Origin of the sequence: Muribaculum intestinale (genome assembly GCF_002201515.1) — a bacterium.
Taxonomy (GTDB): domain Bacteria; phylum Bacteroidota; class Bacteroidia; order Bacteroidales; family Muribaculaceae; genus Muribaculum; species Muribaculum intestinale.
Genome location: NZ_CP021421.1, coordinates 2,695,927 through 2,710,060 on the forward strand (window position 1 = coordinate 2,695,927; position 14,134 = coordinate 2,710,060).

The window sequence follows — 14,134 nt, forward strand, 5'->3', positions numbered from 1 at the left end:
CTTTATCTGCGTTTTGTTGTCACTTTTTCGTCGGCGAATCGATTGGGGAATGTAAGATGCACTTTAGGGCGCATCATTGCATATATAATCAATCCGACTCCAAGCAATATAAACGGTATGCTCAGTTGTTGTCCGATGTTGAGTGACATGGTAGCCTCACGCGCCACCTGATCGTTTTTGATAAATTCAATGAGGAAACGAGGCAGGAATATTCCTATCATGAACACTCCGAATATCAGTCCGGGACGTTCTTCGGCATTCTTTTTCCAATACATCCACATAAGCAGTCCGAAAAGGGCGAAGTAGCACAACGCTTCATAAATCTGGGTGGGATGTACTGCCTGGCCCTCGTAGAGCATATGCCATTCGCGGGAGCGCACAAACATGAATCCCCACGGTAGGGTTGTGGCGGTGCCGAAGATTTCGGAATTGAAAAGGTTGCCGAGTCGTATAAGACCACCTACAAGGGCTATCGCGATGACCAACCGGTCGAATGTCCATAGAGGACTACGCTTGGTTACAAAAATAGAGTATAGGATTATGGCAATGATTATGGCGATTGTGCCGCCATGACTTGCGAGTCCACCCTCCCATATGTATAGTATGCGTATGGGATTTTGGCTGTATACATCCCATTCGTAGAAAAACACATGGCCAAGACGCGCTCCGACGATTGTGGCAATAACCACATAAATTAGCAATATGCCGAGCCATCGTTCAGGAGCCCCTTCATGTTTGAAAATTCGGGCTACAATCTCATAGCCTATTATAAAGCCGATTGCAAACATAAGTCCGTACCATCTTACGGTTATCGGACTGGATATTATGTCGGGGTTGGCGGCCCATGTAATGTAGTCGAGCATGCCGGTTGTTGATTGATAGTTGGTTGGGGTTAAATTGATATTTGTAGATGAAATTCCGTGCTATTGGGTTATACCAAATGGCGTATCAGTTCGTCGCGGTCGCCAAAGAGCATGTCGATTACAGGAATCTCAATCATGGTATATGCTCCCGGTCGTTCAATCATAGTCGCACGAGCCACTCCTACGAGTATCTGTGCTGTAAGAGCCGGATTGTTAATCGACATATTAAACTCAAACCGTTGGTTCTGGGTTGTGCCGGAAACACCTTTTCTCACCATGTTTACTCCATGGCCCATATCGCGGACATCATCGACAGAGGGTACTGCCATCACGTGTGTCTCGTCGGATGAGAAATATGGGTCGACTTTGACTGCAGCGGCAACTTCTTCAATTGATTTGGATCCGTCGAGTTCTACATACACCATACGGCGATGTATGCCTGTGCCTAACGGAATTGTCATCGACAAGGCATTTTTTACGCCATCTTTCGATTTTACCGCTACGGTATGGCCCATGCTCATGCCTGGACCGAAGTTGGTGTAGGTGATGCCCTTTGGTGCTGCCGCCTGCATGAGAGCTCTGACAATGGAGTCGCTGCCCGGATCCCATCCTGCCGAGATTATGGCTACCGATCCGTGAGCTTTGGCGATAGGGTCGAGTGTGGCACGCAGATCGGCGATGCCGGTATGGATGTCATAGCTGTCTACGGTGTTTATCCCTTCGGCAAGGAGTATGCGTGCGTGCTTTTCTACCTCTCGTGTGGGCGTGCAGAGGATGGCTACCTCGACATTGTCGAGCTGCATGGCGTCTGCTACTACAGGATAATCTTTGAGTTCGGCCGGCTGTTGGGCTTCTGGATTGCGGCGTACGATGCCTGCTATTTCAAAGTCGGGCGCTTCCTGAAGAGCCTCAAGTACATAGCGACCGATGTTACCATAACCGATGATGGCTGCTCTGATTTTTTTCATACGTATACTATTCTTTAGAAGATAAAAAGGCACAGCGTGCCATATGATTTGAATATGGCGCGCTGTACTTAAGTCGGATGTTATTTTTTGTTTACGATTTCTTCGGTGTCTTTTGCAATCATCATTTCTTCATCGGTAGGAATTACGACAACCTTTACCTTTGAATCGGGAGTGGAGATGAGTTTTTCCTCGCCGCGTGATGCTGCGTTTACTTCTTTGTCAATCTTTACTCCGAGGTAGTTCAGATGGTCGCATACACGTTGGCGCAGTGGCTGCTGGTTTTCGCCTACACCTCCGGTGAATACGATGAGATCAACGCCGTCGAGCACTGCGGTATATGCACCGATATATTTGATAATGCGGTATATGTACATATCGAGCGCGAGTTTGGCGCGTTCGTTGCCTTCGGCTATTGCAGCATCTATATCTCGCATGTCGGATGATATGCCGGAAATGCCGAGTACACCGCTACGCTTGTTTATGAGATTGGAAATACCTTTGGTGTTGATGCGGTCTTTCTCCATTATGAAAGCTATGGCGCCGGGGTCGATATCACCGGCACGTGTCCCCATCATCAGTCCTTCAGTAGGAGTGAGACCCATGGATGTGTCTATGCTCTTTCCGTCAAGAATGGCTGTGATTGAACCTCCGTTGCCGATATGGCATGTAATGATGCGCTGCTTTTCGTATGGCAGGCCGAGGAAATCACAAGCGCGACGTGATACATATCGATGGCTTGTTCCGTGAAAGCCATAACGACGTACTCCATACTCTTCATAAAGACGGTAGGGGAGTGCGTACATGTAGGCCTCTTTGGGCATTGTCTGATGGAATGCAGTGTCGAATACCGCTACCTGGGGAATACCGGGCATTAGTTCGGTGACTGCGTCGATGCCGGCCATGTTCACCGGATTGTGTAGAGGCGCCACATCGTAGCACTCTTTGATTTTCTCGATTACCTCATCATCAATGAGCACGCTCTTGTTGAACTTCTCGCCGCCATGTACCACACGATGGCCTACCGCATCAATGTCTTTTAGGCTGGTGATACATCCGTATTCCTTGCTGGTAAGGAGATTGAGTATATCGTTTACCGCCTTGCGATGGTCGGGAATCGACTCTTCAATTACTTTTTTGCTTCCGTCGGCGAGCTTGAATTTCAAGAATGAGTCGGGCAATCCGATTTTTTCCACTCCGCCTTCGGCGAGCACATGTTTGTCGGCTGTGTCAATCAGCTTGTATTTTACGGAGCTACTGCCGCAATTGAGCACTAAAATATTCATTTTTTAATGATATGTGATTATGCATGCTTGGCTCCGATGGCCTGGTTGCATGTTATGATGATTGTCTTATAGATATCTTCAGGGAAACAACCTCTTGAAAGGTCGTTGACAGGAGCCGCGAGACCCTGCAGGATTGGGCCTACAGCCTGCACTCCGGCAAGGCGCTGTACGAGTTTGTAGGCGATATTGCCTGTCTCAAGAGAGGGGAATATCAGGACGTCTGCACGTCCTTCGAGCGCGCTTCCGGGTGCTTTCTGCTTTGCTACTCCGGGGACGAGGGCGGCATCGGCCTGAAGTTCTCCATCGACAAGGAGTTCGGGGTGCGATTCCTGAAGCATCTTTGTCGCCTCGATTACTTTCTCAACGCGTTCATGCTTTGCCGAGCCTTTTGTGGAGAAACTGAGCAGGGCGATACGAGGGGTGATGCCGGCAATATCGCGGGCTGTGTCGGCGGCTGAAAGCGCGATTTCCGCGAGCTGTGCTGCGTCGGGGTCGGGGATAACCGCGCAGTCGGCAAACACAAGTATTCCGTCCTCTCCGAAGGGAGAATTCTCCGGCAGCAACATCACGAATGCTCCGCTTACGGAGTTGATTCCTGGCTTTGTCTTTACTACCTGGAATGCGGCGCGGAGCACATTGCCTGTAGTGTTGAGCGCGCCTGCTACCTGTCCGTCGGCATCTCCGTTCTTAATCATCAGACATCCAAGATACAGAGGGTTGGCGGTCATAACCCGAGCCTCTTCAATGGTAATGCCTTTCTTTTTGCGGAGGTCGAAGTATATTGGAGCATACTTGTCAATGACTTTCTCGTCGGCAGGATTCACAATCCTGGCCTTGCAGATATTTGTGAGCGACAGCTCAGCTGCTGCTGCAGCAATCTCCTTGGGATCACCGATTAATATTACATCGGCAATGCCTTCGGTGATTATACGGTCGGCTGCGGTAAGTGTGCGCGGCTCGGTGCCTTCGGGGAGCACTATTCTCTGGCGCTCCTCTTTTGCTTTTTTTGTAAGCTTTTCAAAAAGTCCCATAATATATGGATGGTATTTGGTTATGGATATATGAAGTTTATTTCACAATTGGTTGACCATTGGCGGCATGATATCCACCGTTTTCCAAACGGCAATGCAAATGTAAGGATAATTGGTGAAATACCGGTGTCGAAAAACAGAGATATTTCGCTCTCTGTGCGTCATGCCTGCTTTATTATGTCGAGTATCTGGCCGGCTGAGTTCTTGGTGTCGACTTTATTTATTATATGTGTTATGCGATGGTCGGTGTCGGTGATAAACGTAGTGCGTACGGTGCCCATATATTCCCGTCCGGCCATTTTCTTCTTTTGCCACACACCGAATGCCTGGTTTATCTCGGTCGATGTGTCGCTCAGCAGTGTGAACGGCAGAGAGTGTTTGTCGGCAAATTTTTCATGGCTTGCCGGGGAGTCCTTGCTGATGCCGATTATTTCATATCCGGCATTGCGCAGGTCGGCATATCCGTCGCGCAGAGAGCATGCTTCTGCGGTGCATCCCGGAGTGTTGTCTTTGGGATAAAAGTAAATTATCAGAGGCTTGCCTTTGAAATCGCTTTCCTTTACCATGTGGCCTTCGGCATCAATCCCAAGGTCGGAAGGTATCATATCGCCTATATTCATTGTATGTGGTTTTTATGTCGGGAGAGATGACTGTTATTTATAATGGCAAATATAGGTTATATTCACGAGATGACAAAAAAAATGTCCGTTCCGCCCTTCGACAGGGTGAAATCGGACTTAAGCCAAAAGGCATGATTTTGTGATTCTAAAGATAGTTTGTCTTATAGCGATGAGTCACAGCCAAATCAGTTATGGCTGAGTGCATCGACCGATAGATTGGGCTTCACAGCGTAGTCATCACGGTCTGAGTTGCCTTTTTCTAAGTCCGAAGTTTGTATAGACTGCTGAGAAAAACGACAACATGAGTCTCTATTCGAGTGCAAAGGTAGTAATTTGTGTGGAATTAATGGTGCAATTGGCCCTCTTTTTCGGTGGAATTTGTGTTAAATAACATAAACCGGATTTGGTGAGATATTGTGGTCGGATTCCATTCTATAAATGAATGGAGGTCGGAATGTGAATAAAGTCGCAGTATTTTGCTACCTTTGTACCCGAAAAGTAAAATAACGTGACATGAAAATATTAGTTACCGGGGCCAATGGCCAGCTGGGACGCGAATTGCGGGAAGTGCTTGAACGTGACTTTCCGGGTCAGGCTGTCTATACTGATATAGATGAACTTGATCTGACCGATGAACTTGCGGTCAAGCGTTTTGTCGAGGCCAATGATATAAGCCACATAGTCAACTGTGCCGGCTATACGGCTGTGGACAAGGCCGAGGAAGACAAGGCTCTTTGTTATAGGGTTAATGTAGAGGCTGTTCGCAACATAGCCAATGCGGCTTCCGAGACAGGAGCGAAAGTTATTCATATATCTACCGACTATGTATTCGACGGACGCGCTTATCGACCTTACAACGAGGCCGACAAGGTAAACCCGGTGTCGCAATACGGTACCACCAAACGACAGGGCGAGACAGCCTTGATTGCTCTTGCTCCTGATAGCGTAATTATACGCACTGCATGGCTGTATTCTCCTCACGGCCACAATTTTGTGAAGACAATGCTGCGTCTTGGCTCTGAACGCAATGAAATACGAGTCGTCAATGACCAGATTGGGGCGCCGACATATGCGGGCGACCTTGCCGAAGCGATTGGAAAGGTGCTTAAATCGCATCAGTGGGTGCCTGGCATATATCATTTCACCAATTCGGGAGTCGCATCGTGGTATGATTTCACTCAAGCGATTTTTCGTCTTGGCGGAGTATCCGGTTGCTCAATTATCCCCATACCGACCGAGGATTATCCGACTGCTGCCACTCGCCCGTTCTACAGCGTATTGAACACATCAAAAATACGTGCTACATATAATGTCGAGACTCCATATTGGATGGATTCTCTTGACAAATGTATAACCCGTTTAAAAAGTCAGCAGTAATGGCAGGGTTAAATGATGAAATAAACCGGCGGCGTACGTTTGCCATAATCTCGCACCCTGATGCCGGAAAGACCACTCTTACCGAGAAACTGTTGCTTTTCGGTGGCGCCATACATGTGGCCGGAGCGGTGAAGAGCAATAAAATAAAGAAGACAGCTACATCCGACTGGATGGAGATAGAGAAACAGCGTGGTATATCTGTGGCGACATCGGTGATGGGATTCAATTATGGCGATTACAAAATCAACATCCTTGATACGCCTGGTCATCAGGATTTTGCCGAAGATACTTATCGCACACTCACTGCTGTGGATTCGGTTATCATTGTTGTCGATGTGGCGAAGGGTGTGGAGCAGCAGACAAGGAAGCTGATGGAAGTGTGTCGTATGCGGAATACGCCGGTCATTATTTTTGTTAATAAACTTGACCGTGAGGGACGCGATCCGTTTGATATCCTTGACGAACTTGAAGCCGAGCTGAAGATTTCGGTGCGTCCACTTTCGTGGCCTATCAACATTGGCGCAAAATTCAAAGGCGTATACAATATATATGAGAACTCTCTTGACTTGTTTACTCCAAGCAAGACTCAGGTGACTGAGCGTGTGGAGATAGACAATATCGCCGACCCTCGTATTGATAAGGCGGTAGGAGAGAAGGATGCGGCAAAGTTGCGTGACGACCTCGAACTAATCGAAGGGGTTTATCCCGAGTTCTCTACTGAGGATTATCTAGCCGGAAAGGTAGCTCCCGTATTCTTCGGGTCGGCCCTTAATACGTTCGGTGTAAAGGAGCTGCTCGATTGTTTCGTCAAAATTGCCCCCTCGCCAAGGCCAGTGTCGGCTCTTGAGCGTACAGTTGAACCGTCGGAGGATGCTTTCAGTGGCTTTGTCTTCAAGATTCATGCCAACATGGATCCCAACCACCGCTCTTGTATAGCATTTGTAAAGGTATGTTCCGGACGGTTTGAGCGCAATGCGCCTTATCGTCATGTGCGTTCCGGTAAAATAATGCGTTTTGCCGCTCCTACGGCATTTATGGCTCAGAAGAAAAGCGTTGTCGACGAGGCTTACCCCGGAGATATAGTTGGCATACCCGACACCGGTAATTTTAAGATTGGCGACACGGTGACTCAAGGCGAGGAATTGCATTACCGCGGTTTGCCGAGTTTCTCTCCCGAAATGTTCAAATATATTGAGAACACCGACCCGATGAAAGCCAAGCAGCTTGAAAAGGGTATTCAGCAGTTGATGGACGAGGGTGTCGCACAGTTATTTGTCAACCAGTTCAACGGCCGAAAAATCATTGGTACAGTCGGTCAGCTTCAGTTTGAGGTGATTCAATACCGACTGCTTCATGAGTATGGAGCTACGGTCCGTTGGGAACCGTTGTCGATGTTCAAGGCTTGCTGGATTGAGAGTGATGATCCGCAGGCACTTGAGGCATTTAAAAAACGCAAGTACCAGTTCATGGCCGTTGACCGCGACGGGCGTGATGTGTTTATGGCCGACAGTAACTATGTGCTGCAGATGGCCCAGAGCGATTACCCAGCCATACGCTTTCATTTCTCCAGTGAATATTAACAAGTTAACAACAATCAATACAAGTCTATATGTTAAAGACCATTCTGGCCATTTCTGGCAAGCCCGGGCTGTACAAGCTCGTAAGCAACGGACGTAATATGCTTATCGTAGAGTCGCTTGCTACCGGTAAGCGCACTCCGGCATATTCTCATGACAAAATTGTATCGCTTGGTGATATCGCCATATATACTACTGATGAGGATGTGCCTCTGTCGCAGGTGTTTGATGCAATAAAGGTTAAGAATGACTGTAAGACGGTAGATATGTCATCTTTTGCCGATGACCACTCACTGCGCGCATACTTCAAGGAGATTCTTCCCGACTTCGATGATGAAAGAGTGTACACCAACGATATCCGCAAGGTGTTCAACTGGTACAACCTCCTTGTTGGTGCCGGAATTACCGAATTTGTGGATGCCGAGGGGCAGGATGCCGAAGAAGCTCCTGCTGAGTAATGATTTTGAATTCATAGATTGTCTGATAAGAAGTCGGGCTAATCGGTAGTAAATTATCGGCGGAGCATTCCGGAGTGTATTATGTGTGATGCGCTCTGTGGTGCTCCGCTTGATAATATAATATATGCCATATATTTTTTGCCAATAAAGGTAATGAGTTCGGTAAATTTTCATAACTTTGTAACTCAAACTCCATCCGATCCCTTATGGCTCGTATTAATTTAACAGGCATGGGTGTGGCTTTGGTCACACCGTTTAAGCATGACAAGTCTATTGATTATAATGCTTTGGCCCGCTTGCTTGAATATCAGATAAAAAATGGTGTTGATTATCTGGTAGTGCTCGGCACGACCGCCGAGACAGCTACTTTGACAAGCGGTGAGAAAGCAGAACTGCGTGAGTTTATAGCAGAGCGTGTGGCTGGCCGCGTACCCCTTGTAATAGGGGTGGGTGGAAACAACACTATGGCTCTTGTAGAGGAACTGAATACAATCGACCTGACGCCGTTTAGTGCTGTTCTATCTGTCGTACCTTACTATAACAAACCGTCGCAAGAGGGTGTTTATCAGCATTATAAAGCTATCGCAGAGGCTTCGCCTATTCCTGTGATATTGTACAATGTGCCCGGACGTACCGGAGTAAACATGACTGCGGAGACTACCTTGCGCCTTGCCCGTGAGTTTGGCAATATCATCGGTGTCAAAGAGGCGTCGGGAAATATCAATCAGATGGATGATATCATCAAAAACAAGCCTTCCGACTTCATGGTGATTTCAGGTGACGATGGCATTACGTTCCCTCTGCTTACTCTTGGAGCGGTAGGTGTGATTTCCGTCATAGGGAATGCTTTCCCGCGCGAATTCTCAAGGATGGTGCGGCTTGCGCTTGAGGGAGACTATCAGCGCGCTCTGACTATCCATCATCGGTTTACCGAGTTGTTCAGCCTGCTTTTTGTAGATGGCAATCCAGCAGGAGTAAAATGCCTGCTTCATGCCATGGGATTCATAGAAAACGAACTCAGACTTCCCCTTGTGCCTACGCGCATCACCACTTATGAGCGCATTCGTCAGGTACTTGACTCTTTGGGCTAAGATGTAATGAGGCTTTCTGGTAGGATTGAACAATTTATCAAAGTTGGCGTTATAGAAATAAAACTTTTAAATATCTACCGTTATGGCTGAATTCAACGATATTATCAAAGACAGTAAGCCGACGCTTGTCGACTTCTATGCTACCTGGTGTGGCCCTTGTAAGATGATGCACCCCATTTTGGAACAGTTGAAGGATAAGATGGGTGATAGTGTCACAATCGTTAAAATTGATGTGGATAAACATCAGGAGCTGGCACAAGCGTATAGGGTAATGTCTGTCCCTACTCTGATTGTATTCCGCGACGGTGAGGTCAAATGGCGCGCTGCGGGTGTGCATACAGCAGAAGATCTTGAGTCAAAACTTAGAGAACAGATGTAAGTTTTTGTCTGCCAGCCGGATTTCAGGCCTATGTATTCAACTTATACAATTTCCTCGGTTCATGAATTGAATCGGGGAAATTATGTTTTTATGCGTAAGTTTGGAGTCAGGGTGAGCCATTGACGAAATTTTGAGAGAATTACGATGAGAATTTTTGAATATCGACAAATAATCTGATTGAAAATGTTAACTTTGTAGTTGATTAGGGTTTGCTCCTAACTGTGGCATCACCCTTTTTCCAATCATTATTATTTTAATTATTTATACACTTAACCCAACCTTTCCGACCCATGAAAAGAAATGTCATTCTGGGTATGCTGGCTTCTACTGCTATATTTATGTCGTGCAGTCATGATAAAGTAACAGCCAGCTATCAGGTAATTCCGCTGCCGCAGGAGATAACTGCAAAAGACGGTAACGGTGCTTTCGCGTTGACGGACCGCACAGTGATAATCTATCCTTCCGGTAATGAGGCTCTCAAAAGCAATGCTGAACTGCTTGCCGGATATATCAGTCAACTTACGGGACACAAACTGAAAGTGACTGATACTCCAAGTGATGAGAATGCAATAGTGTTGCTTGACAATCTTGACGCTTCCTCACCTGAGGCCTATACACTGGATGTCACCCCGACTTTGATAACAATCAACGGCACTACTGCGGCCGGAAACTTTTATGGCATACAGACTCTGCGCAAGTCTATCCCGGAAAAGGGCGACCATGATGTAGAGTTTCCTGCTGTAAACATCTCCGACTCTCCGCGGTTTGCCTATCGTGGAGCTATGCTTGATGTATCGCGCCACTTTTTCCCGGTCGATTCGGTAAAGAAGTTTATCGATATGCTTGCTCTGCATAATATCAACCGTTTCCACTGGCATCTCAGCGAGGACCAGGGCTGGCGTATAGAAATCAAGAGCCGTCCGCGTCTTGCAGAAATTGCGTCAAAGCGAAAGGGCACTTGTGTGGGCCATGATTTTTCGACATCCGACTCGATACCTTACGGTGGATTTTACACACAGGATGAGGCGCGTGAGATTGTTAAGTATGCTTCAGACCGGCATATCACTGTCATCCCTGAAATTGACATGCCCGGCCATATGGTTGCCGCTCTTTCCGCTTATCCGGAATTGGGATGTACCGGCGGACCGTATGAAGTATGGCAGCGCTGGGGCGTAAGCGAGGACCTGCTTTGTGCCGGTAATGACAAGGCCTATGAATTCATTGATGATGTACTTTCTGAAATCGTGGATATATTCCCGTCGGAATACATTCATGTCGGAGGTGACGAATGTCCGAAAGTGCGTTGGGAGAATTGTCCGAAATGCCAGGCCAAGATTCGTGAGCTCCGCCTGAAAGACGATGCAAAAGGTTCGGCCGAACAGAAGCTCCAGAGTTATTTCATGCATCATGCGAGCGATTTCCTTACATCTCGCGGACGCAAGATGATTGGTTGGGATGAGACTCTTGAGGGTGGCCTTGCCCCGGGAGCGATTGTGATGTCGTGGCGCGGTGAAGAAGGCGCTAAGGAAGCCGCCCGTCAGGGTCACGATGCGATAATGACTCCGACCGGATATATGTATTTTGATTATTATCAGACTCTCGACAGAGAGGGTGAGCCTGATGCAATCGGCGGGTATGTGCCTGTTGAAAAGGTATATAGCTTTAACCCGACACCAGATGATATGACCGATGAGGAGAAGAAGCATATATTGGGCGTACAGGCCAACCTGTGGACAGAATACATACCGGAGTACAGTCAGGTAGAGTATATGGAACTGCCCCGTATGGCGGCTCTTGCCGAGGTACAATGGACTGACCCTTCAAAGAAGGATTATAAGAACTTTACCCATCGTGTACCGCAGTTGGCCGAGCATTATAAGGCTAACGGTTATCGCTATGCCACTCATATATTTAATGTAAATGGCATTCTTACCCCTAATCCCGAGACCGGAACTATTGATGCTGTATTCTCTACTGTTGACGATGCTCCTGTATATTATACACTCGATGGAAGTGAACCGAACGTATCTTCGACTCTGTATGAGAAACCTGTGCAGTTGACTCAGAGCGGTACCATTAAGGCCGTGGCGATTCGCAAGGGTGGGGCAAGCAAGATTTTTGCCGACAGTGTGACTTTTAACAAGGCCACAGGCCGCGCTATCACAATGTCACAAGAGCCTCATTCGCGATATCGTGCGGAAGGTGCCACTACTCTTGTCAACGGCAAGTACGGTACAACTGCTTTTACCGCCGGCGGATGGCTTGGGTTTAATGGCAGTGATCTTGATGCTGTGGTAGACCTTGGCAGTCAGGTTGATGTGAAAAATGTGGCAGTGCGTACCTTAGTCGATCACCCCAACTGGATTCTCGACGCTGAGAGCATCGAAGTCGGTGTCTCTGAAGACGGAAAAAAATATACAACCGTGGCTTCTGAGAAATATTCTCCGGACCCTCAGAATACACCTTCGGAGATACGCATTCATAATTTTGACTTTTCGCCTGTAAAGGTCCGCTATGTCAAGATTGTGGCCAAGTCGGTCAAGCAGATGCCATCATGGGAGGGGCGTGCGAGAATCGGCGATCCCGCATTTATGTTTGTCGACGAAATTATCGTAGACTGATATATAGTCAGGTGATTTTTTGTGTCTGAAACATGGAACTGCGACAACAGTCACTTACCCGTTACATCACTCCTCTTCGCGAGGGCGGCTCTCTTCCCGCCCTCGCAGAGGCTGATGATGGTTTTGAGTACGTAGTGAAATTCCGAGGGGCCGGCCATGGCAAGAAGGCTCTGATATCCGAGCTTATCGGTGGCGAGATTGCACGTGCTCTCGGCTTTCGTGTCCCTGAACTGGTTTTTCTTGATCTTGACGAAAACTTTGGACGTACCGAGGGTGATGAGGAAGTGCAGGACCTGTTGAAAGCAAGCACCGGACTAAACCTCGGATTGCATTATCTGTCGGGCGCGTTTACTGTAGATCCCTATGTCAATGAGATTGACGATGATACCGCATCACGTATAGTATGGCTTGATGCATTTATTACCAATGTCGATCGTACAGTGCGTAATACCAATATGCTCAGATGGAATCGCGAGCTATGGCTTATTGACCATGGAGCGGCATTGTATTTTCATCATGCATGGGGAGATGTCGCTCAGGCTGCACTGACTCCGTTTGCCTATATCCGTGACCATGCATTGTTGCCTCGTGCGTCCATGATTGCGGAGGCAGACAAGGCTCTACGACAAAGGATTACCCCGCGTACGCTACAAAAGATTGTCGGGCTGATTCCTGACGAATGGCTGGATTGGGATGATACGACTCTGTCGCCGGCAGAGTTGCGTGAGGCTTATGCCATGTTCCTTACAACACGGCTTGCCAACAGTAATATATTCGTTAAAGAAGCTATCAATGCACGACAGAGACTTATATGAGTATGCAGTAATCCGCTACGTGCCGGACATTGAACGGGAGGAATTTGTCAATGTAGGTCTGGTAATGATGTGTAAGCGGCGGCGGTGGATGCGGGTCGACATTGATGTGGACTGCAAGCGTATCGGTTGTATTTCGTCGATACACAGTTATGATGAGATTGCCCGACAGCTTAGCACGTTTACCTCCATATCTGCCGGTGAGAAACATGCGGGACCGATTGCAGTTCTTCCGGTAGAGGAGCGTTTCAGATGGCTTACTGCTGTAAAAAGCTGTTGCATACAGACATCACGTCCTCATCCCGGTTTCTCTGATAATCTTGAACATACTTTTGAGCGTCTGATGAACCGGTTAGTAAGATAGATTCCGTCCGGTAGTCAGTCTGCCGGAAGTCAGTTAATATATAATCGAGCCTGCCGATATGAAATATTCACCGGCAGGCCCGATTATTTATATGGTGTTCGTTAAACTCTTTTAATAATAGTTTGTTTTAGTTGTATAAATTAAAATCTCTAATGCATTCTATTATGAAAAAGTTCTTCTACCTTTTATGTGCTCTCCCGATGTTGCTTCTGGCAGCTTGTAGTGATGATGACAAGGTGCCGGAGTTTGATGTTGAGGTAACATTTGCTCCTGATGTAAATGTTGTGGACAATGTTATTACAGTGCCGCAAGGAGAGTCGTTCACTATCGAGTCGGTCCGACCGGTTAACAGTAACGCCAAGGAAATTACATTCGGCACGGTGACATATCAGATTGATTACGGTATGGGATTCCCGACAATGGCACAGCCTTATACCGTGACATTCAATACCGATGGCCTGCGGGTCGGACGCCATCTGCTCCGTATGTTTATCGGTGTATGGGCTGTTGACTATAGTCCGGCCAACGCAATAGTATCATATTATCTTGACATCACAGAGCCGGAACCTGATGACACTACACCAGGAGGTGATGAGACCAATCCTGATGGTGAAGCAGCTGTTGTGGTGGTGGCCCACCCAAGTGTAAAGCCCGCATGATGATAAAAGTTTCATAAGGTATAAATAAAAA

Annotated in this window: 14 protein-coding genes; 9 read left to right on the forward strand and 5 right to left on the reverse strand. The window is 47.4% G+C overall.

The genetic code is table 11. The annotated features are described in order from the left end of the window. Nucleotides 1–2 precede the first annotated feature (2 nt). The 5 genes from lgt to bcp form a co-directional block, all read right to left on the reverse strand. A complete protein-coding gene (gene lgt / locus ADH68_RS10995; RefSeq protein ID WP_068960774.1) occupies nucleotides 3–863 on the reverse strand; it encodes a prolipoprotein diacylglyceryl transferase in 861 nt (286 codons plus the stop codon). A gap of 68 nt (nucleotides 864–931) precedes the next feature. After that, nucleotides 932–1,831 carry a diaminopimelate dehydrogenase gene (locus ADH68_RS11000; protein WP_068960773.1) on the reverse strand — a complete coding sequence of 300 codons (900 nt, stop codon included), beginning with the start codon at nucleotides 1,829–1,831 and terminating at the stop codon, nucleotides 932–934. Nucleotides 1,832–1,911: 80 nt separating this feature from the next. Beyond that, nucleotides 1,912–3,114, reverse strand: coding sequence for an acetate/propionate family kinase (locus ADH68_RS11005; RefSeq protein ID WP_068960772.1), 1,203 nt, complete (start codon nucleotides 3,112–3,114; stop codon nucleotides 1,912–1,914). 17 nt (nucleotides 3,115–3,131) lie between these two features. After that, the gene (gene pta / locus ADH68_RS11010) at nucleotides 3,132–4,145 is read right to left on the reverse strand and encodes a phosphate acetyltransferase (RefSeq protein WP_068960771.1); all 1,014 of its coding nucleotides are present in this window, start codon (nucleotides 4,143–4,145) and stop codon (nucleotides 3,132–3,134) included. A gap of 161 nt (nucleotides 4,146–4,306) precedes the next feature. Next, entirely contained in the window at nucleotides 4,307–4,765 is a 459-nt protein-coding gene (bcp, locus tag ADH68_RS11015) for a thioredoxin-dependent thiol peroxidase (RefSeq protein ID WP_068960770.1), read from the reverse strand. A 513-nt stretch (nucleotides 4,766–5,278) separates the two neighbouring features. Here bcp and rfbD point away from each other — a divergent pair. The 9 genes from rfbD (at nucleotide 5,279) to ADH68_RS11060 (ending at nucleotide 14,103) form a co-directional block, all read left to right on the forward strand. Next, a complete protein-coding gene (gene rfbD, locus ADH68_RS11020; RefSeq protein WP_068960769.1) occupies nucleotides 5,279–6,142 on the forward strand; it encodes a dTDP-4-dehydrorhamnose reductase in 864 nt (287 codons plus the stop codon). Continuing rightward, nucleotides 6,142–7,722, forward strand: coding sequence for a peptide chain release factor 3 (locus tag ADH68_RS11025; protein WP_068960768.1), 1,581 nt, complete (start codon nucleotides 6,142–6,144; stop codon nucleotides 7,720–7,722). Before rfbD ends, ADH68_RS11025 begins: the two co-directional genes overlap by 1 nt. Before the next feature lie 29 nt (nucleotides 7,723–7,751). Beyond that, entirely contained in the window at nucleotides 7,752–8,177 is a 426-nt protein-coding gene (locus tag ADH68_RS11030) for a DUF5606 family protein (protein WP_068960767.1), read from the forward strand. Nucleotides 8,178–8,383: 206 nt separating this feature from the next. After that, nucleotides 8,384–9,268: a 4-hydroxy-tetrahydrodipicolinate synthase gene (dapA, locus tag ADH68_RS11035; RefSeq protein ID WP_068960766.1), complete on the forward strand. Its 885-nt coding sequence runs from the start codon at nucleotides 8,384–8,386 to the stop codon at nucleotides 9,266–9,268. 82 nt (nucleotides 9,269–9,350) lie between these two features. Next, nucleotides 9,351–9,647 carry a thioredoxin gene (gene trxA, locus ADH68_RS11040; protein ID WP_068960765.1) on the forward strand — a complete coding sequence of 99 codons (297 nt, stop codon included), beginning with the start codon at nucleotides 9,351–9,353 and terminating at the stop codon, nucleotides 9,645–9,647. A 290-nt stretch (nucleotides 9,648–9,937) separates the two neighbouring features. Beyond that, nucleotides 9,938–12,268, forward strand: a complete 2,331-nt coding sequence (locus ADH68_RS11045) for a glycoside hydrolase family 20 protein (protein WP_068960764.1) — start codon at nucleotides 9,938–9,940, stop codon at nucleotides 12,266–12,268. Nucleotides 12,269–12,300: 32 nt separating this feature from the next. Further along, nucleotides 12,301–13,083, forward strand: a complete 783-nt coding sequence (locus ADH68_RS11050) for a HipA family kinase (protein ID WP_068960763.1) — start codon at nucleotides 12,301–12,303, stop codon at nucleotides 13,081–13,083. Further along, the gene (locus tag ADH68_RS11055) at nucleotides 13,061–13,444 is read left to right on the forward strand and encodes a DUF3037 domain-containing protein (protein WP_084274022.1); all 384 of its coding nucleotides are present in this window, start codon (nucleotides 13,061–13,063) and stop codon (nucleotides 13,442–13,444) included. The genes ADH68_RS11050 and ADH68_RS11055 overlap by 23 nt, the downstream gene beginning before the upstream one ends. A 164-nt stretch (nucleotides 13,445–13,608) precedes the next feature. Continuing rightward, nucleotides 13,609–14,103 carry a hypothetical protein gene (locus tag ADH68_RS11060; protein ID WP_133165718.1) on the forward strand — a complete coding sequence of 165 codons (495 nt, stop codon included), beginning with the start codon at nucleotides 13,609–13,611 and terminating at the stop codon, nucleotides 14,101–14,103. Nucleotides 14,104–14,134 lie beyond the last annotated feature (31 nt).